The 17642-nt window shown below is 67.2% G+C and carries 19 protein-coding genes and 1 tRNA gene; 10 read left to right on the top strand and 10 right to left on the bottom strand.

Annotated elements, in window-relative coordinates:
- Positions 1-4: 4 nt before the first annotated feature.
- Complete coding sequence (locus tag M2650_RS01280) at positions 5-1477, bottom strand: NAD(P)H-hydrate dehydratase (RefSeq protein ID WP_249470212.1); 1473 nt, start codon at positions 1475-1477, stop codon at positions 5-7.
- 23 nt (positions 1478-1500) lie between these two features.
- On the opposite strand from M2650_RS01280, the gene queG reads away from it, so the two are divergent.
- Complete coding sequence (gene queG, locus M2650_RS01275) at positions 1501-2568, top strand: tRNA epoxyqueuosine(34) reductase QueG (RefSeq protein WP_249470210.1); 1068 nt, start codon at positions 1501-1503, stop codon at positions 2566-2568.
- A gap of 122 nt (positions 2569-2690) precedes the next feature.
- Here the strand turns inward: queG and pgi are convergent, their stop codons facing one another.
- From pgi to pcnB, 6 genes are all read right to left on the bottom strand, one after another.
- Positions 2691-4193 (bottom strand): glucose-6-phosphate isomerase, encoded by a 1503-nt coding sequence (pgi, locus tag M2650_RS01270; protein WP_249470206.1) that lies wholly within the window; start codon positions 4191-4193, stop codon positions 2691-2693.
- A 3-nt stretch (positions 4194-4196) separates the two neighbouring features.
- Positions 4197-4577 carry an aspartate 1-decarboxylase gene (gene panD / locus M2650_RS01265; protein ID WP_137265826.1) on the bottom strand — a complete coding sequence of 127 codons (381 nt, stop codon included), beginning with the start codon at positions 4575-4577 and terminating at the stop codon, positions 4197-4199.
- A gap of 288 nt (positions 4578-4865) precedes the next feature.
- The gene (panC, locus tag M2650_RS01260; RefSeq protein ID WP_249470202.1) at positions 4866-5723 is read right to left on the bottom strand and encodes a pantoate--beta-alanine ligase; all 858 of its coding nucleotides are present in this window, start codon (positions 5721-5723) and stop codon (positions 4866-4868) included.
- Between the two features lie 22 nt (positions 5724-5745).
- The gene (panB, locus tag M2650_RS01255) at positions 5746-6558 is read right to left on the bottom strand and encodes a 3-methyl-2-oxobutanoate hydroxymethyltransferase (protein WP_249470199.1); all 813 of its coding nucleotides are present in this window, start codon (positions 6556-6558) and stop codon (positions 5746-5748) included.
- A gap of 196 nt (positions 6559-6754) precedes the next feature.
- Complete coding sequence (gene folK, locus M2650_RS01250) at positions 6755-7252, bottom strand: 2-amino-4-hydroxy-6-hydroxymethyldihydropteridine diphosphokinase (RefSeq protein WP_249470196.1); 498 nt, start codon at positions 7250-7252, stop codon at positions 6755-6757.
- Position 7253: 1 nt separating this feature from the next.
- On the bottom strand, positions 7254-8564 hold the full coding sequence (gene pcnB / locus M2650_RS01245; RefSeq protein WP_345779830.1) for a polynucleotide adenylyltransferase PcnB: 1311 nt from the start codon (positions 8562-8564) through the stop codon (positions 7254-7256).
- A 134-nt stretch (positions 8565-8698) separates the two neighbouring features.
- On the opposite strand from pcnB, the gene M2650_RS01240 reads away from it, so the two are divergent.
- Positions 8699-8774, top strand: a tRNA-Glu gene (locus M2650_RS01240).
- Between the two features lie 83 nt (positions 8775-8857).
- A complete protein-coding gene (gene fdxA, locus M2650_RS01235) occupies positions 8858-9181 on the top strand; it encodes a ferredoxin FdxA (protein WP_137265831.1) in 324 nt (107 codons plus the stop codon).
- Here the strand turns inward: fdxA and M2650_RS01230 are convergent.
- The 3 genes from M2650_RS01230 to dapA are packed head-to-tail and all read right to left on the bottom strand — an operon-like array spanning position 9178 to position 11168.
- Entirely contained in the window at positions 9178-9702 is a 525-nt protein-coding gene (locus M2650_RS01230) for a hypothetical protein (protein ID WP_249470194.1), read from the bottom strand. The two genes, fdxA and M2650_RS01230, sit on opposite strands and share 4 nt — an antisense overlap.
- 28 nt (positions 9703-9730) lie before the next feature.
- On the bottom strand, positions 9731-10246 hold the full coding sequence (locus tag M2650_RS01225) for an L-asparaginase family protein (protein ID WP_249470192.1): 516 nt from the start codon (positions 10244-10246) through the stop codon (positions 9731-9733).
- Positions 10247-10265: 19 nt separating this feature from the next.
- Positions 10266-11168 (bottom strand): 4-hydroxy-tetrahydrodipicolinate synthase, encoded by a 903-nt coding sequence (gene dapA / locus M2650_RS01220; RefSeq protein ID WP_249470189.1) that lies wholly within the window; start codon positions 11166-11168, stop codon positions 10266-10268.
- A 128-nt stretch (positions 11169-11296) separates the two neighbouring features.
- Here dapA and M2650_RS01215 point away from each other — a divergent pair, with 128 nt between their 5' ends.
- The 7 genes from M2650_RS01215 to M2650_RS01185 all read left to right on the top strand — a co-directional run bounded on the left by M2650_RS01215 (position 11297) and on the right by M2650_RS01185 (position 17508).
- Complete coding sequence (locus M2650_RS01215; RefSeq protein WP_249474126.1) at positions 11297-11899, top strand: glycine cleavage system transcriptional repressor; 603 nt, start codon at positions 11297-11299, stop codon at positions 11897-11899.
- On the top strand, positions 11899-12369 hold the full coding sequence (locus tag M2650_RS01210) for a peroxiredoxin (protein WP_249470187.1): 471 nt from the start codon (positions 11899-11901) through the stop codon (positions 12367-12369). The genes M2650_RS01215 and M2650_RS01210 overlap by 1 nt, the downstream gene beginning before the upstream one ends.
- Before the next feature lie 97 nt (positions 12370-12466).
- Positions 12467-13882: a PhoH family protein gene (locus M2650_RS01205; protein ID WP_249470184.1), complete on the top strand. Its 1416-nt coding sequence runs from the start codon at positions 12467-12469 to the stop codon at positions 13880-13882.
- Positions 13883-13889: 7 nt separating this feature from the next.
- Positions 13890-14570, top strand: a complete 681-nt coding sequence (locus M2650_RS01200) for a YoaK family protein (protein WP_249470181.1) — start codon at positions 13890-13892, stop codon at positions 14568-14570.
- Entirely contained in the window at positions 14567-15376 is an 810-nt protein-coding gene (gene thiD / locus M2650_RS01195; protein WP_249470178.1) for a bifunctional hydroxymethylpyrimidine kinase/phosphomethylpyrimidine kinase, read from the top strand. Before M2650_RS01200 ends, thiD begins: the two co-directional genes overlap by 4 nt.
- The gene (locus tag M2650_RS01190; RefSeq protein WP_249470176.1) at positions 15373-16218 is read left to right on the top strand and encodes an alpha/beta hydrolase family protein; all 846 of its coding nucleotides are present in this window, start codon (positions 15373-15375) and stop codon (positions 16216-16218) included. The genes thiD and M2650_RS01190 overlap by 4 nt, the downstream gene beginning before the upstream one ends.
- 162 nt (positions 16219-16380) lie before the next feature.
- Positions 16381-17508: an alpha/beta fold hydrolase gene (locus M2650_RS01185; RefSeq protein WP_249470174.1), complete on the top strand. Its 1128-nt coding sequence runs from the start codon at positions 16381-16383 to the stop codon at positions 17506-17508.
- Positions 17509-17642 lie beyond the last annotated feature (134 nt).

Raw genomic sequence — 17642 nt, 5'->3', positions numbered from 1 at the left:
GCGCTTACGGGTTGGCCAGCTTACGCAAAGCGGGCAGCAGATCGGAAGCCAGCAAACCGCGTTCGCCTTCGCGCGCCGCGTCGTCGCCGGCGCTGGCATGCAGCAGCGCGCCGCAAACGGCGGCGTCGAATGCCGGCAAGCCTTGCGCGAGCAAGGCGGCGATCGCGCCGGTCAGCACGTCGCCCATGCCACCCGAGGCCATGCCAGGATTGCCTGCGCCGATCACGCGAGGCGTTGCGTGCGACGCGGCGACGATGCTTCCCGCGCCTTTGAGCACCACGGGACAACCGTATTTTTGCGCGAGTTCGCGCGCCGCGCCGTAACGGTCGCGTTGGACTGCGGAGGTGTCGCTCGCCAACAAGCGCGCCGCTTCGCCCGGATGCGGCGTGAGCACGGCCTGCGCCGATGCGCGCGGCGCCGCGGCCAGCAGGTTGAGCGCGTCGGCGTCGATCACGCAGGGTTTCCCGCTGTCGAGCGCGGCACCGAACAGGTCCCGGCCCCATGTTTGCTTGCCCAATCCCGGACCCAGCGCGATCACGTCGGCGCGTTCGATCAGCGTGCGCAAATCGTCTCTCGTCTGCACGCCGCGGGCCATGATTTCAGGCCTCCGCGCGAGCATCGCGCTTGCGTGCGACGCGCGCGACGCCACGCTGACCAACCCCGCACCGCAACGCAGGGCCGCTTCCGCGCACAACGCGATCGCACCGCCCATGCCTTCGTCGCCGCCGACGCACAGCACATGGCCGTTGCCGCCCTTGTGGCTGTTGCGTGGGCGCGGTTTCAGCCATCGCGATAGATCGCTACGCACCGCCAGCCGCGCCATCTCGCCGACGCCGGCGAATGCGGCGGCCTCCACGCCGAGCCCGTCGAGATCGGCGACGCCGGCGTGATCGAGCGCATCGCCGGTGTACAGGCCGGCATGCGCCGCCATGAATTGCAGCGTGCGCGCAGCGACGATCGCCGCGCCCGGCGTTGCGCCGCGGTCCGCATCGACGCCGCTGGGGACGTCGAGCGACAGTACCGATGCGCCCGTGCGGCCGATGGCGGCGATCAGCGCCGCGGTTTCCGCATCCGGCTCTCGCGAGAAGCCGATGCCGAAGATCGCGTCGACGACCGCATCCGCGGGACCGATCGCATGCTCGAAGATTTCGACGTTTCCGCCGGCCGCTGCGAATTCGGCGCTCGCGCGCCGGCACAGCTCGCTGCGCGGAGCGTGCCCGCGCGCGCGCACGACGCGCACTGCGCGCCCGGACGCCAGCGCGTGGCGCGCTAGCACGTAACCGTCGCCGCCGTTGTTGCCGGGTCCGCACGCCACCACGATCCGCTGCGCCTGCGGCCAATGCCGCAGCAGATAGCGCCAGGCCGCTTCGCCGGCGCGCGCCATCAGGGCGAAACCATCGTCGCCGAGCGCGGCGGTGGCCTGCGCCTCGATCTTGCGAACGCCATCGATGCCGTAAAGCGCCAGGCCCGTATTCATGGCCTGATTCTATACTTGGCACCGTGGAAACCCCGGCCGCCAAACCCGACTATCGCGAACTCGCGCAGCGCATCAAGCGCCTATCGCGCGAACTCGGCTTCCAGCGCTGCGGGATCAGCGGCATCGACCTGGGCGCGGACGAGGCCTACCTGCGCGAATGGCTGGCGCAGGGCCTGTACGGTTCGATGGACTGGATGGCGCGCCACGGCGACAAGCGTTCGCGGCCCGGCGAGCTGATTCCGGGCACGCTGCGCGTGGTATCGGTGGGCTTGGACTACGGCCGCGGCGACGACGATGCGGCCTGGGCGAACATCGCCGACGGCGAACGCGCCTACGTGGCGCGTTATGCGCTGGGTCGCGATTACCACAAGCTGATGCGGCAGCGGCTGCAGCAACTGGCCGACCGCATCGCCGACGAAGTCGGCCCGTTTGGCCACCGCGTGTTCGTCGATTCCGCGCCGGTGCTGGAACGCGCGCTGGCGCGCAACGCGGGTCTGGGCTGGATCGGCAAGCACACCTGCCTGATCGACAAGGACGGCGGCTCCTGGTTCTTCCTCGGCGAGATCTACGTCGACCTGCCGCTGCCGGCCGATCCGCCAGCCAGCGCGCATTGCGGCAGTTGCGTGCGCTGCATCGACATCTGCCCGACGCAGGCGATCGTGGCGCCGCACAAGCTCGATGCGCGGCGTTGCATCGCCTATCTCACCATCGAGCACGAAGGCGCCATTCCCGAGGAGCTGCGCCCGCTGATCGGCAACCGCATCTTCGGCTGCGACGACTGCCAGCTGGCATGCCCCTGGAACAAGTTCGCCAAGCGCACCGACGAGCCGGATTTCCGCGCGCGCAACGATTTGGACCGCGCCTCGCTGGCGCAGCTGTTCGCGTGGGAGGAGGACGAATTCCTGCGCCGCACCGAAGGCTCGGCGATCCGCCGCAGCGGGCATGAGCGCTGGCTGCGCAATATCGCTGTCGCCTTGGGCAATGCGCCGACGACGCCGGAAGTGTTGTTGGCACTGCAATCTCGCGCAAACGACGGCAGTGCCGTCGTGCGCGAGCATGTCGCCTGGGCGCTGCGACGCCATCATTCGTAATCGCGAACCCATCACGAGTTTGCGGGGCGCCGATCTATTTGTAGGTGCGAATTTATTCGCGCGCTTTTTTGGGCAACTTAAAGCAAAAGCGTGCCAATAAATTCGCACCTACGAAAATCGGATCAGCGCAGTCGGGCGAGCAATTCGCGAGTGACAGGATCGTCCGCCTCGGAATCGCCATTCAAGGCGGGCAACAAGCGGCTGGCGACCTGCTTGCCGAGCTCCACGCCGAACTGGTCGAAGGCATTGATGCCCCACAACACCGCCTGCAAGTACACGCTGTGCTCGTACATGGCGATCAGCATGCCCAGCGACTGCGGCGTCAGCGCATCGAGCAGGATCAGCGTGCTCGGGCGGTTGCCGGCGTAGGCGCGGTGCGGGTCGTCGCTGGTCGAGCCGTTCGCCAGGGCTTCGGTCTGCGCCAGCAGATTGGCCAGCAGGGCCTTGCGGTTCTCGGCGTAGGGATCGTCGCCATGCACGACGCCGATGAAATCGGCCGGCACCACCTGCGTGCCTTGGTGCAGCGCCTGGAAAAAGCTGTGCTGGGTGTCGGTGCCCGCCCCGCCCCACCAGACCGGCACGGTCTGCTCGCGCAAAGCCGCGCCATCCAGCCGCGCGCTCTTGCCCAGGCTCTCCATGACCAGTTGCTGCAGATAATTCGGCAACAGCTTCAAGCGCTCGTCGTAAGGCAGCACCGCCTGCGTCGCCGCGCCGAGCGCATTGCGGTTCCACACCGCGGTGAGCGCGTGCCTCGCGGGCAGGTTCTGCTGCAATGGGGCGGCCTGCGCGTGCCCGTCCATCTCCGCCGCGCCGGCGAGCAGGTTTTCGAACGCGTCCATGCCGATCGCCAACGCGATCGGGAAGCCCACCGCCGACCACAGCGAGTAACGGCCGCCGACCCAATCCCACATCGGCAGGATCCGCTCCGGCGCGATGCCGAAATCGCCGGCGCGCTGCACGTTGGCGCTGACCGCATAGACGCGCGCGTCGTCGCCCAGCCAGTCGCGCACGATGCGGCCGTTGAGCAGGGTTTCCTGGGTGCCGAAGGTCTTGGAGATCAGGATCGCGGCGGTGCGCTTGGGGTCCAGGCCGGCCAATGCGCGTTGCGCGGCGCTGCCGTCGACATTGGACAGGAAGTGGACGCGGAAACGCCTGCGCGCCGCGCCCGACAACGCATCGACCACCAGCCGCGGGCCGAGATCGGAACCGCCGATGCCGACGCTGACGATGTCGGTGATCTCGGACGCTTCCAGCGCCTCGATCATCCGCCGCATCCGGACGCGCACCTCCGATGCTTCGACATACGCGTCGCGCGCGGCGGCCTGTCGCGAGAGGTCGCTGCGCAAAGCGGTATGCAGCGCAGCGCGGCCTTCGGTGGCGTTGACCGGCGCACCGTCCAGCAGCTTGCGCATCGCTCCCGGCAGGTCGGCCGCTTCGGCGAGCGCGAACAGTTCGTCCAGCGCAGCGCGGTCGTAGCGCTGCCGCGCGAAATTGGCGTACAGCGGGCCCACCCGCAAGGCGAAATCGCAGGCGCGCGCCGGATCGGTTTCGATCAGTTTCCGCAGCGGCGTCCCGCTCAGCCGCGCCGCATGCGCACGCAGACCATCGAACGCGCCGCCGGCCACGCCTCAGGCCGCCTGGGCCGGGATGGAGGTGTTGGTGTGCGTCAACCGGTTGTCGCGGTCGACGTAGACCAGGGTCGGCTTGAACTTGGCCGCCTCGGCTTCGTCGCAGGCGCCATAGGCGCAGATGATCACCAGATCGCCGGGGCGCGCCTTGTGCGCGGCGGCGCCGTTGACCGAGATCATGCCGCTGCCTTCTTCGCCGCGGATCGCGTAGGTCGCGAAGCGTTCGCCGTTGTTGATGTTGTAGATCTCCACACGCTCGTATTCGCGGATGCCCGCGATGTCGAGCAGGCGGCCGTCGATGGCGCACGAGCCTTCGTAATGCAACTCGGCGTGGGTGACGGTGGCGCGGTGGATCTTGGCTTTCAGCAGGGTCAGTTGCATGGCGTGGCTCGGCCGGAGACAGAGGGGCAGGCAGCCCAATGGGCGGAGTATAGGGACGATTTTCCGCACTGCAACAAAGCGTTGGCGGCTGTTCAGTGGGAAACCGCGATCCAGCGGGCTTCAGCACGGCTTTCCCCTCTCCCTTTATGGGAGAGGAACAGGCCCGAAGGGCCAGGGAGAGGGCCCGGCCTTTCGCGCCATCTCTCGGTGAATGCAAAAGCACGCTCCACTACGCTCGCGCCCTCTCCTGCCCTGCGGGCATCCTCCCCCGCGAGGGGGAGGAAAAAACTATGCGCTTGCGTCGAATTCCATATTGTCGATGAGCCTGGTTCTGCCCAATCTTGCCGCGATCAAAGCCACCCGCGAACCAGGCGGCGACGCTTCTTCCGGCTCGGCCAGTTCCGGCGTCCGTACCACCGCATAATCCACATCGAACCCGGCATCGCGCAGATGCGAGGCGGCATTCCGCTCGACCGCCGCGCGCGATTCGCCGGCAACGATGCCGTCGCGCATCGCCAGCAGCGTTCGATGGATCAGCGCCGCGACCGGCCGCTCCTCCGCCGACAGATATTGGTTGCGCGAACTCATCGCCAGCCCGTCCGCTTCGCGCTTGGTCTCGGCGGCAACGATCTCGATCGGGAATGCGAGATCGCGCACCAGGTAGCGGATCACCGCGAGCTGCTGGTAGTCCTTGCGCCCGAACACCGCGACATCCGGCTGCACCTGGTTGAACAGCCGCGCCACCACCGTGGCTACGCCGTCGAAATGGCCGGGCCGATGCGCGCCTTCCAGCGTGTCGGTGACGCCCGGCACGCGCATGCGGACCGCGTGCTCGGCGCCGTACGGATACATCGTCTCGACCGAAGGCAGCCACAGCGCATCGCAGCCGCTGGCTTGCAATCCGACCGCATCGGTTTCGGGCGTGCGCGGATAGCGCGCGAAGTCCTCGTTCGGCCCGAACTGGGTCGGGTTGACGAACACACTGGCGACGACCCGGTCTGCGTGCTCGCGCGCCAGCTTCGCCAGCGAATGATGGCCTGCATGCAGGTTGCCCATGGTCGGCACGAAGCCGATGGTTAGGCCGGCGCGTTTCCATTCGACGACGCGCGCGCGTAACGCGTCCAAGCTGCTTACGGTCTCGATCATGGGTGCCTTGGAGCATTCGCCATCAAGCGTAAGAGTGTTCGGCATCGGGAAAACTTCCGTCCCGCACCGCGGCGACGTAAGCCTTCACCGCGCCGGCGACGGAACCGCCTTCGGTCAAGAAGTCCTTGACGAATCTCGGCCGGCGGTGGCCGCTGTCCAGGCCGAGGAAATCGTGCAACACGAGCACCTGGCCATCGCAATCCGGGCCGGCGCCGATGCCGATCGTCGGGATCGGCACGGCCTGGGTGATCGCGGCCGCCAGCGGCGACGGCACGCATTCCAGCACCAACAGTTGCGCGCCCGCTTCGGCGACCGCCAGCGCATCCTCGCGCAACTTCTTCGCCGCCGCTTCCTCGCGGCCCTGTACCTTGTAGCCGCCGAAGCGCAGCACCGATTGCGGCGTCAGACCCAGGTGCGCGCTGACCGGGATTTCGCGTTCGACCAGGAAACGGATCACCTCGAGCTTGTGGCCCGCGCCTTCCAGCTTGACCATCTGCGCGCCGGCCTGGAGCAGGCGCGTGGCGGCGTCGAGCGCGCGTTCGGGCGTCGCGTCGGCCTGGAACGGAAGATCGGCGACCAGCAGCGCGCGCGACAGGCCGCGCGCGACGTTGGCGGTGTGATACACGATGTCGTCCACCGTTACCGGCAAGGTGGAACCGTGGCCCTGCATCACCATGCCCAGCGAGTCGCCCACCAGCACCAGGTCGATGCCGTTGGCGTCGAGCGTGCGCGCGAAGCCGGCGTCGTAGGCGGTGAGCATGGCCAATTTGGCGCCGTTCCGCTTGGCCGCTGCCAGATCGGGGATGGTCCAGGGTTTGTCGTCGGCGATGGCCATGTCGTATCCCGAATCCGGTGAGTCGGCGGAAGGATAGCGCCTTTGAGCGGGGCGCTCACCGCGAAGGCTGGAATGATCGATTCCATCGTCCTGCTTTTTTGTAGAAGCGGCTTCAGCCGCGAGTTTTTTTGCTCCACAGCGGCGCAGAGCTTCCAAAGAGCTCGCGGCTGAAGCCGCTCCTACAAAAAGCCTGGCGTCAAGGATCCAAGGCCGAGATGCCTTCGTCCGACAGTTGGGCCAGCGCTGCATCCGCGCGGCCTATGCCAGGAATGGCGACGTCGGGCGCAATCTCGAGCAGCGGCTGCAACGCGAACGCGCGCAGATGCAACTGCGGATGCGGCACGTGCAAACCGGGCTGGGCGATCACCGCATCGCCGTACAGCAGCAGATCCAGATCCAATGTCCGCGGGCCCCAACGCAGATCGGCATAGCGCGAACGGCCGTGGATGCGCTCGATCGCCAACAGATGTTCCAGCAGCGCATGCGGCGCCAGCTGCGTCTCCAGCATGGCCACCGCGTTGACGAAATCCGGCTGATCCTGATTCCCCCAGGCCGGCGTGCGGTACAGCCGCGACATGCGCAGCAGCCGCGTGTCGGCCAGGGCGCTCAAATCGTCGCGCGCTGCGCGCAGGGTGCGGGCGACGTCGCCGACATTGCCGCCGAGGCCTACGAAGGCGATGGCCGGCGCTTTCACTCTAGCCGGCGGAAGGGCTGCGCCGCCGGCGCCGGCGGCGCTTGCGCGGGGCGCCATCGCTGTCGATCTCGAACTCATCCTCGGCGGCTGGCTCGCCCGCCTCGGCTTGGGCATCGCGCCAGAAGGCGACGTCGTCGGCATGCTCTTCCGAAGCGCTCAGGCGCAGCACCAGGAAATCGTAGGCGGCACGGAACTGCGGATGGCTCAGCAAGCGCGGCACGCGCTTGCGCTGCGAGAAGCGCGATTGCAGCAGCCAGATCTCCTGCATCGGCAGCGAGAAACGGCGCGGCAGCGCGATCGTGGACGCCTGGTGCAAGGTCACGCGGTCGGCGGCGCGGCGCTGCGCTTCGGCCGCATGCACGCCCTGCGACTGCAGCGCGATCAACGCCCGGCAATACGCCGGCCACAGCAGCACTGCAAAAAGGAAAGCAGGCGACACCGGCTCGTCGTTGGCCACGCGCGCATCGGTGGCGCGCAGGCCCTGCAGCAGCATGCGCCGCAGCGCGCCGCTGCGGTTGGCGGCGAGCGCGGCGGCGCTTTCCGGAAACAGCGCCGGCAGCAGGCCGTGGCGTTCCAAGCCTTCGAAGCTGGCCGCGGCATGGCCGGACAGGAACAATTTGAGGCATTCCTCGAACAAGCGCGCCGGCGCCGCCTGGGCCAGCAGCGGCGCCAACACGGGGATCGGCGCGGCGGTGGCGGGGTCGATGCTGAAGTCGAGCTTCGCCGCCAGGCGGATCGCACGCAGCATCCGCACCGGATCCTCGCGGTAGCGTTCTTCCGGGTCGCCGATGAGCTTGAGCACGCGCGCCTGCACGTCGTCGTAGCCGCCGACGTAATCGCGCACCGAGAAATCCTCGATCGCGTAGTACAACGCGTTGGCGGTGAAGTCGCGCCGCACCGCGTCGTCCTCGATCGTGCCGAACACGTTGTCGCGCAGCAGGCGCCCGCCTTCGTGCAGCTCGCGGTCGCCGCTGCCGTCGTCGCTGTTGGCGCGGAAGGTGGCCACCTCGATGATCTCGCGGCCGAACACCACGTGCGCCAGGCGGAAGCGGCGGCCGATCAGGCGGCAGTTGCGGAACTGCTGCTTGACCTGCTCGGGCGTGGCGTCGGTGGCCACGTCGAAATCCTTGGGATGGCCGCCGACCAGCAGGTCGCGCACCGCGCCGCCGACCAGGTAGGCCTGGAAGCCGGCGTCGCGCAGCCGATACAGCACGCGCAAGGCGTTGGGACTGATGTCCTTGCGCGAAATGGAGTGCTGATCGCGGGGAATGGTCCGCAGAGAGGTGGGAATGGCTTCGGCTGGTGTCGGCATCAGGCAGGTTCAGGACTCGATCCTGCGGACTGCCCTGGTCGGCATCCGCTCGCTTGCTATACTAGCAAGCTGCGCTGCCGAACCGGGGCGCGGCCGGCCGTCCAGCCGGCGGCTCGGCATAACCGGGCCACATCGCTCCCTTCGTCTAGAGGCCTAGGACGTGGCCCTCTCAAGGCTAAAACACGGGTTCGAATCCCGTAGGGAGCGCCATATCCGAAGCCCGTGCAGCGATGCGCGGGCTTTTTCTTCGTCCGCGCTAAACTAGTCGCCCGGCTAGCCGACCGATCCCCGCCATGCCCTTCGTCGTCACCGAAAACTGCATCAAGTGCAAGTACACCGACTGCGTCGAGGTGTGCCCGGTCGACTGTTTCCACGAAGGGCCGAACTTCCTGGTGATCGATCCGGACGAATGCATCGACTGCACGCTGTGCGAACCGGAATGCCCGATCAACGCGATCTATCCCGAGGACGACGTGCCGGCAGGACAGGAGCAATTCGTTGCCCTGAACGCCGAACTGTCCAAGGCCTGGCCGGTGATCACCACGCGCAAGGACGGCTTGCCCGACGCCAAGGATTGGGAAGGCAAGCCGGACAAGTTGCCGCTGCTCGAACGCTAGCGTTTTTTCGCGGGCTTTTTTTTCGACTTTTTGCCGGGCTTTTTCAGCTTCACCGGCGTCCGGTATTGCTCGATCTCCAGCGGTAGGCGCCGTTCGAGCTCAGCCAGCAATTCGTGCGCAGCGGGGGCCGTGTTCGGCTTGCCGTCCGGCAACAGCGCGAAGACGCGGGTACGTACGCCGTCGGAAGGCTGCTGCAACACCAGCGCCTGGGTGCGGACCAGCATGGTTTCGCCGCGATAACGCACGGTGTAGAGGCCCATGATCTGGGCCCGGCTTTCGTAGTCCACACCGGGCAGACGCACCAGGATCTGGCCGACCGTGTTCCAGGTGTCGTTGGCGTTGTCGGCGAAGACGAACTCGGCCGGCTCGGGCGGCGGCACGATGACCGGCGGTTCTTCCTTGCGCGGACCGTGGCATGCGGCCAGCAAAACCGCGGCAACGGCCGCCGATGCCAAGAACCGAATACGGCCGAATGCGCCCCGGCCCGTGCAGTCTTCGCGCTTGCCCGGGGCGCCGCTCATGCGAAGCGGCCGATGCGCGGCAACCCTGTCAGTTGCCCAGGCCGGCCTTCAGCGCCGACATCAGCTTGACCGGCGCCTCGCCGCTGGCCGGCAGGCCGCGCGGATCGACCGCCGAGACGTAGGTGCCACCGCTGATCTGGGTGATGCGGACCAGGAACTTGCTGCCTTCGTAGTCCACGTCGTAGGTGCCCAGGATCTGCGCCTTGTTGGCGACGGTGACGCCGCTGGTCGCGGTCAGGACTTCGCCGACGCGGTTGAACACGTCGTCGCGCGAACCCGAGACGCTGAAACCGACCGGCGATGCGGCCGCGTTGTTGCCGCGCTGCGCGGCGACCTGCGAAGCGGTGACGCTGGCCGGCAGGTTCATCGCCGCGTCGGTGCTGGGGCGGTCCAGGTCCGGCGGGATTTCCAGCGGACGGTCTTCGGCGCTGAGCTTGTAGGCCTCGTTGTCCTTGCGGAACCATTTGCAGCCGGAAGCGCCGACGACCGCCACCGCCAGCAGGGCGACAGCGATGTAACGGAACGGGGTGGACGTGTGACGCATCGGGTTTCTCCTGCAGGGGTCAGGCCACGAGCGAATCGCGGCAGGCGTTTTCTAGTTCGAGTATGGCAGCCATGTGGCGGTCCGCCGCTTCGGCATGCGCGGCGGACAGCGGCAGCAGGGGCAAGCGCAGGCCATGGCCCAAGCCTAATCGCTGCAGCAGCGCCTTCAGCGGGATCGGATTGGGTTCCACACTGAGGAAATCGTAGATCGCGTGCATCCGTGCGTTCCAGTCCTGCGCTGCGGCATCGCCGGCGCGGGACAGGTCGCAGAGCCGGCGGAAAGCGCGCGGCAGCACGTTCGCGGCCACCGAGATCACCCCGTCGGCGCCGGCCAGCATGGCGCGGCAGGCGGTCGGGTCGTCGCCGCTGAGCACCGCGAAGCCATCGCTGCGCAAGGCCAGCCAGTCGTTCATGCGTCCGGCCTCGTTGCGCGCTTCCTTGATGCCGACGATGCGTTCGTGGGCGACCAGGCCGGCCACGCTTTCGGGCAACAGGTCGCAGCCGGTACGGCCGGGCACGTTGTACATCACCACCGGCAGCGCGCCGTCGTCGGCGATAGCGCGGTAATGGGCCTCGAGGCCCGCCTGCGTGGGACGCACGTAAGGCGGGGTCACCACCAGGGCGGCATCGGCGCCGGACAGGGCTGCGCGTCGGGTCTGCTCGATGGTCTTGGCGGTGTTGGAGTGCCCGGTGCCGGCCAGCACCGGAATGCGCCCGGCGACCTGGTCCACCGCACTGCGCAGCAAGGCATCGTATTCGGCGTCGTACAGCGCCGCGGCCTCGCCGGTGGAGCCGGCGACCACGACGGCCTGGACGCCGCCGTCGAGCTGCGCTTGCAGCAGGCGGCGCCAGGCGTCCAGGTCGATTTCGCCGGACGCCGTGAACGGCGTCGCAAGCGCTGTGATGCTGCCCGAAAGTCGCAAGCGAGAGTGCTCTTCGTGGGTGGGCCGCGCAGGCCGCGCGGACGCTGTGATCCAGTTATTTCACATGTTACTTGCGGCTTCAAAGCAGGGGCAAGTATGCTGACGACGGCTTCCGGCCCGATACCGGGCTGCCGTTCATATCACTCGCTGCCGCGGACGCCGCCTTGACCGATTCCGACACCGCTCCACGGCCCTCGCCGAACGAGAACTATCTGCTGATCAACGCCTATACGACGCACCCGCAGTCCCCGCTGCTGGGAGTGACGCGGCGCATCGCCGACAGCGGCTGCAACCTCGTCGACACCCGTTTGAGCACCGTCGGCCGGGACGTGTCGGTGACGGCGCTGGCGGTGGGCTCCTGGGATGCGGTGGCCAAGCTCGAGGCCATGCTGACCCGGCTCGAGCGCGAAGAAGGCCTCAAGCTGGTCTGGTACCGCACCGGGCCCAAGCCGGTGCAGTCCAACCTGCTGCCTTATGTCGTGGAGGTCGTCGCCTCCGACAAACCCGGCATCCTGTTCCAACTGGCCGATTTCTTCGACCGCCAGGGCATCACCATCGAAAGCCTGCACTGCTCGCGCTATCGCGCCATGCAGACCGGCGCCGACATGTTCTCGGCGCAACTCACGATCGGCGTGCCCGCGGACATGCACATCGCCGCGCTGCGCGACGATTTCCTCGAGTTCTGCGACCATCTGAACCTGGACGCGATCATGGACCCGATGAAGTTCTGATGCTCGACACCGGCGACAAAGTCCCCAAGCTGCCGCTGGCGCTGTCCAGCGGCATCACCGCGAATACCGCCGACCACGCCGGCCACTGGCTGGTGCTGTACTTCTATCCCAAGGATTCCACGCCCGGCTGCACCACCGAGGGCCTGGAATTCAATGCGCTGCTGCCGAAATTCGCCAAGCTCGACGCGACGGTGCTGGGCGTGTCGCGCGATTCGGTCAAGTCGCACCAGAACTTCTGCGACAAGCAGGGCTTCCGGTTCGACCTGGTCAGCGATGCCGACGAAAAGCTCTGCAACGCGTTCGGCGTGATCAAGGAAAAGAAGCTCTACGGCCGCGAATACATCGGCATCGAGCGCAGCACCTTCCTGATCGACCCTAAGGGCCGCATCGCCCAGAGCTGGCGCGGCGTGCGCGTGGCCGGCCACGCCTATGAAGTGCTGCAAGCCCTGAAGGCGGCCCAAGCCAAGTGATGCAACGTTACCACCCTACCCTTCACTGCCCCGCCCCGCGGGCCGCGGTGGCCCGCCGCTGCCCGTTCGCCCACTCATCACCCGCCAGGATCGCCCGATGACCAAAGGAAAGCGGATCTACGTGCTCGACACCAATGTGCTGATGCACGATCCGACCGCGCTGTTCAAGTTCGAGGAGCACGACGTGTTCCTGCCGATGCAGGTCATCGAGGAACTGGACAACGGCAAGAAAGGCACCTCGGAAGCCAGCCGCAACGCGCGCCAGGTCAGCCGCTTCATCAACGAGCTGATCGAGACCCAGGGCACCGGCAAGATCTCTTCCGGCCTGACCCTCACCCGCCCCAACGGCCTGCAGTTGCGCGCGGCGGACAGCATCGGCCGCCTGCAATTCCAGACCGGCGCGCTGGAAACGCGCAAGAAGCGCAGCGACGACAAGCACGGCACCGATTACATCCCCGACAACGACATCCTCGGCGCGATCGTCGCGCTCAAGCAGGCCGATCCGGGCGTGCCGGTGGTGTTCGTGTCCAAGGACATCAACCTGCGGATCAAGGCCGCGATCGCCGGCATCGCCTCGGAAGATTACGAGAACGATCGCGCGCTGGACGATTTCAGCCTGCTCTACACCGGCGCCACCGCGCTGCCCGAGGATTTCTGGCAACGCCACGGCAACGACCTCAAGTCCTGGACCGAGAAAGGCCGCACCTATTACGAACTGAAGCCCGACAAGGACGACGACTGGTATCCCAACCAGTTCCTGTACCTGCCCGGCGACGAAGAAGCCGAGATGCGCGTGGTCAAGGCCGACGAGAACAAGGTCACGCTGCAGATCGTCGACGACTACCGCGGCAACCAGCATGCGGTATGGGGCATCACCGCGCGCAACCGCGAACAGAACTTCGCGCTCAACGCGCTGATGGATCCGGAGATCGACTTCGTCACCCTGCTCGGCACCGCCGGCACCGGCAAGACCTTGCTCGCGCTCGCCGCGGGCCTGGCGCAGACGATGGACCAGCAGCGCTACCGCGAGATCATCATGACCCGCGCCACGGTCAGCGTCGGCGAGGACATCGGCTTCCTGCCCGGCACCGAAGAGGAAAAGATGACGCCGTGGATGGGCGCGCTGACCGACAACCTGGAAGTGCTCACCCACAACCAGGAAGGCGGCAGCTGGGGCCGTGCGGCGACCAACGACCTGCTCGCCTCGCGGATCAAGATCCGCTCGCTCAACTTCATGCGCGGCCGCACCTTCCTCAATCGCTGGCTGATCCTGGACGAAGCGCAGAACCTCACGCCCAAGCAGATGAAGACGCTGATCACCCGCGCCGGTCCCGGCACCAAGATCGTCTGCCTGGGCAACGTCGAGCAGATCGATACGCCGTACCTGACCGAGACGACCTCGGGCCTGACCTACGCCGTCGACCGCTTCAAGGGCTGGGCGCACAGCGCGCACGTCACCCTGCGCCGCGGCGAGCGTTCGCGATTGGCGGATTACGCCTCCGAAGTGCTGTAGCGACGCCGTGGGCGTGCAATTGCCGCCTTGGGTCTGGGTCGGCGCCGCCGCGCTGTCGTGCGTGGCGGGCATGGTGAACGTGGTCGGCTATCTCGGCTTCGAGCATCAGGCGATCACGCACTTGACCGGAACCGCCACTCTGCTCGGTTCGGCGCTGGCGGACGGCGACGCGCGCGATGCGCGGCGATTGCTGGGCGTCATTTGCGCCTTTGTCGGCGGCGCGATGCTGAGCGCGATGATCATCCAGGACAGCACGCTCCGGCTCGGACGCCGCTATGGGGTGGTGCTGGCGCTGGAGTCGGCGCTGCTGTTCGCCGCGATCCCGCTGTTCCAACAGCAACGGCTGGCGGGCGCCCTGTTGGCCGCGACGGCCTGCGGCCTGCAGAACGCGATGGCCACCACCTATAGCGGCGCCTTGGTGCGAACCACGCACGTCAGCGGCATGTTCACGGACCTGGGCATCGGCATCGGCCATGCGTTGCGCGGCATGCCGCTCGCGAGGCGGCGCTTGATGCTGAGCGGCCTGATCGTCCTGAGCTTTTTCGCGGGGGCGCTGATCGGATCGGTCGCATTCCGGCATTGGGGCTATTCCGCTTTGCTCGTCCCCGCCCTGCTGACCGGATTGGCAGGCATCGGCTACGCCATCTACCGGCAAATCTCGATCGGCCGCGGAAAAATCGGCGCATGAACGACGATCGCATCGTTTCCGCCCTGACCATCGCCGGCTCCGACTCCGGCGGCGGCGCCGGCATCCAGGCCGACCTGAAAACCTTCGCTGCGCACGGCGTGCACGGCCTGAGCGCGATCGCGGCGCTGACCGCGCAGCACACCCGCGGCGTGGCGGCCGTGCACGTGCCTCCCGTCGGTTTCCTGCGCGCGCAGATCGACGCCTGCTTCGACGATTTCGCCGTCGGCGCGGTCAAGCTGGGCATGCTGGCCAACGCCGAAGTCATCGCCGCCGTCGCCGGCGCATTGCGCGCGCACGCTCCGGCTTTCGTTGTGCTGGATCCGGTGATGGTGGCCACGTCCGGCGCGCGCCTGCTCGAACCGGAGGCGCTGCAGGCGCTGCGCGAACGACTGCTCCCGCTGGCCAGCGTCGTCACGCCCAACCTGCCCGAAGCCGAGTTGCTGCTCGGGCATGCGATCGCCGATCTGGACGGCATGCGCGCCGCAGCTGCGGAACTGCGCGAGCTCGGTGCAAGAACGGTACTACTCAAGGGCGGCCACCTGATCGACGACGGCGACGTGGTCGATGTCTACGCCGACGCCGATGGCTTGCGCGAGATCGCCCACCCGCGCCTGCGCATCCAAGCGCACGGCACCGGCTGCACGCTGGCGTCCGCGATCGCCGCCGGCCTCTGCCTGGGCTTCCCGATCGCCGACGCCTGCGCCGCCGCCACCGATTACGTGCATCGTGCCCTGCGGCAAGGCTATCGGCCCGGCTCGGGCGATATAGTCGTGCTCGACCACTTCGGGGCTGCCAGGACGCGATGACGATACAAGCCCGGGACATTCCCGTCGTCGCGGAGGACGGCCACGCCTACGCCCTGCTCGCCCGCATCCCGGAACATGCCCGCGCATCGTTGCTGTGGCTGCCCGCGCTCGGCGTCGCCGCCAAGCATTACCTGCCGTTCGCCGAAGCGCTGGCGGCGCGCGGGATCGCGGTATTCCTGCACGAATGGCGCGGCAACGGTTCGAGTGCGCTGCGTGCGGATCGCGAACATGATTGGGGGTATCGCGAACTGCTATTGCAGGACTTGCCGGCCAGCGAGGCTGCCGTCGCGCAGTCGACGACCGATGCGACGCGCCTGATCGGAGGCCACAGCCTGGGCGGGCAACTGGCCTGCTGTCGGCTTGGCTTGTCGCCGGAGATCGCGCGCGGCTTGTGGCTGGTCGCCAGCGGCTCGCCGTATTGGCGCTCATTCCCGGCGCCGAACCGGCTATGGCTGCCGTTGGCGTACCGCTTCCTGCCCTGGCTGGCGCAGATGCGCGGCTCGCTGCCGGGACGGCTGATCGGCTTCGGCGGCAACGAAGCGCGCGGCGTAATCCGCGATTGGGCGCGCACCGGTTTGTCGGGGCGATACGCGGGCAAGGGCATCGATAGCGACCTGGAAGCGGCGATGTCGCGCCTGCGGCTTCCGGTTCGGGCACTGGCGCTGGCCGAAGATTGGCTGGGGCCCGAAAGCTCGCTGCACTTCCTGCTGTCGAAGCTGCCCTTGTCGACGGCCGATGTCGAGATCCTCGATGCAGCGCAGTTGCGGACCAAGGCCGACCATTTCGCGTGGATGAAGCGGCCTGAAGCTATCGCGGCTGCGCTCGCGACCCGCCTTTCGTAGGAGCGGCTTCAGCCGCGAGCTTTTTCTTTCTGCTCGCGCGAACGTGGGGAAAGAGCTCGCGGCTGAAGCCGCTCCTACGAAGAGCAAAAAGCGCGCAACCGTCGTTACGGTGCGCGTATCCCTGGTTGCGAATGGCCACGAGCCGCGACGGGAAGACAAGGCATGTTCGAACGGATCCGCGTGATCGCGATCGCCGCAACGCTGGCGATGGCGGCGCCCCAAGCGATGGCGGCCGACAAGGCCGACGGATTGCGCGAAGCCGCGCGCATCATCGGCGATGCGCAGAAAATCGTCGGCGAAGACGGCATCCAAACCACCGAGCAGATCGAACTGGGCGGCATCCGGCAGACCATCAACATCCGCGGCCGCCATCGCCACAATCCGATCCTGCTGGTGCTGCACGGCGGTCCCGGTCTGACGATGATGCCGGTGTCGCACATGTACCTGCGGCCGTTGGAAGAATTCTTCACGGTCGTGCAGTGGGACCAGCGCGGCGCGGGCAGGACCTACGCCGCGAACGATCCGGAGAAGGTGCGGCCGACGATGACCGTGGAGCGCATGCTGGGCGATGCCGAGGAACTGGCCGCCTACCTGCGCAAGCGCTACGCGCGGGACAAGATCGTGCTGATGGGCCATTCCTGGGGAACGGTTCTCGGCACGGAACTGGCGCAAAAGCACCCCGATTGGTTCTATGCCTACGTCGGCGTCAGCCAAGTCGTGGATATTCAGGAGAACGAAAGGCTGGGCTACGCAGCGGTCATGCAGTGGGCGCGGTCGCAAGGCAATGCCCAGGCCGTGCGCGAATTGGAGAGCGTCGCGCCGTATCCGCCGGATCCCGCCAAGACCCCGGTGGCCGAACAGCGGAAAATCCTCGACCTGCAGCGCAAGTGGCTCACCCAGGCAGGCGGTTACTTGTGGCGGCGCGCCGGCGACCATTACGGCGATGTCGCGAGCATCAGTCCCGAATATTCGCCCGGCGATTTGCAGGCTTGGGGCAAAGGGCTCGATTTCAGCCTGGAATCGCTATGGCCGCAGCTGATGGCGCTCGATTTCATGGACCACGCCCGCTTCGATTGCCCGGTCGTGCTGCTGCACGGCCGGCACGATCTGAACGCGTCGGCCGAACTGGCGGGACGCTGGTTCGAAAAGATCCAGGCGCCGTCCAAGAAGATGGTGTGGTTCGACTATTCCGGCCACATGATCTTCGAGGAAGAGCCCGGACGCTTCATGTTGAGCCTGGTGCGCGACGTCCTGCCGCTGACCACAGCCGACACGCAAGCCTCCCGATAAGCCCGGCGCCACGCTCTTCGTAGGAGCGGCTTTAGCCGCGAGCTTTTCTCTTCGTTCGAGAAGCATCTTCCAACGCTCATGGAAAGAGCTCGCGGCTAAAGCCGCTCCTACGAAGAGCGGAAGCCGGACAACAA

The organism is Luteimonas galliterrae (genome assembly GCF_023374055.1).
GTDB classification, from domain to species: Bacteria; Pseudomonadota; Gammaproteobacteria; order Xanthomonadales; family Xanthomonadaceae; genus Luteimonas_C; species Luteimonas_C galliterrae.
The sequence above is the reverse complement of the archived record's forward strand: the minus strand, read 5'-3'. Positions and strand labels throughout refer to the sequence as shown.

Excerpts from the sequence above, each read along its gene's own strand:
- M2650_RS01280 (WP_249470212.1), bottom strand. The coding sequence starts at position 1,477 with ATGAATACGGGCCTGGCGCTTTACGGCATCGATGGCGTTCGCAAGATC.
- panD (WP_137265826.1), bottom strand. The coding sequence starts at position 4,577 with ATGCAACTGACCCTGCTGAAAGCCAAGATCCACCGCGCCACCGTCACC.
- panC (WP_249470202.1), bottom strand. The coding sequence starts at position 5,723 with ATGATCGAGACCGTAAGCAGCTTGGACGCGTTACGCGCGCGCGTCGTC.
- panB (WP_249470199.1), bottom strand. The coding sequence starts at position 6,558 with ATGGCCATCGCCGACGACAAACCCTGGACCATCCCCGATCTGGCAGCG.
- pcnB (WP_345779830.1), bottom strand. The coding sequence starts at position 8,564 with ATGCCGACACCAGCCGAAGCCATTCCCACCTCTCTGCGGACCATTCCC.
- fdxA (WP_137265831.1), top strand. The coding sequence starts at position 8,858 with ATGCCCTTCGTCGTCACCGAAAACTGCATCAAGTGCAAGTACACCGAC.
- M2650_RS01230 (WP_249470194.1), bottom strand. The coding sequence starts at position 9,702 with ATGAGCGGCGCCCCGGGCAAGCGCGAAGACTGCACGGGCCGGGGCGCA.
- M2650_RS01225 (WP_249470192.1), bottom strand. The coding sequence starts at position 10,246 with ATGCGTCACACGTCCACCCCGTTCCGTTACATCGCTGTCGCCCTGCTG.
- M2650_RS01210 (WP_249470187.1), top strand. The coding sequence starts at position 11,899 with ATGCTCGACACCGGCGACAAAGTCCCCAAGCTGCCGCTGGCGCTGTCC.
- M2650_RS01205 (WP_249470184.1), top strand. The coding sequence starts at position 12,467 with ATGACCAAAGGAAAGCGGATCTACGTGCTCGACACCAATGTGCTGATG.
- thiD (WP_249470178.1), top strand. The coding sequence starts at position 14,567 with ATGAACGACGATCGCATCGTTTCCGCCCTGACCATCGCCGGCTCCGAC.
- M2650_RS01190 (WP_249470176.1), top strand. The coding sequence starts at position 15,373 with ATGACGATACAAGCCCGGGACATTCCCGTCGTCGCGGAGGACGGCCAC.
- M2650_RS01185 (WP_249470174.1), top strand. The coding sequence starts at position 16,381 with ATGTTCGAACGGATCCGCGTGATCGCGATCGCCGCAACGCTGGCGATG.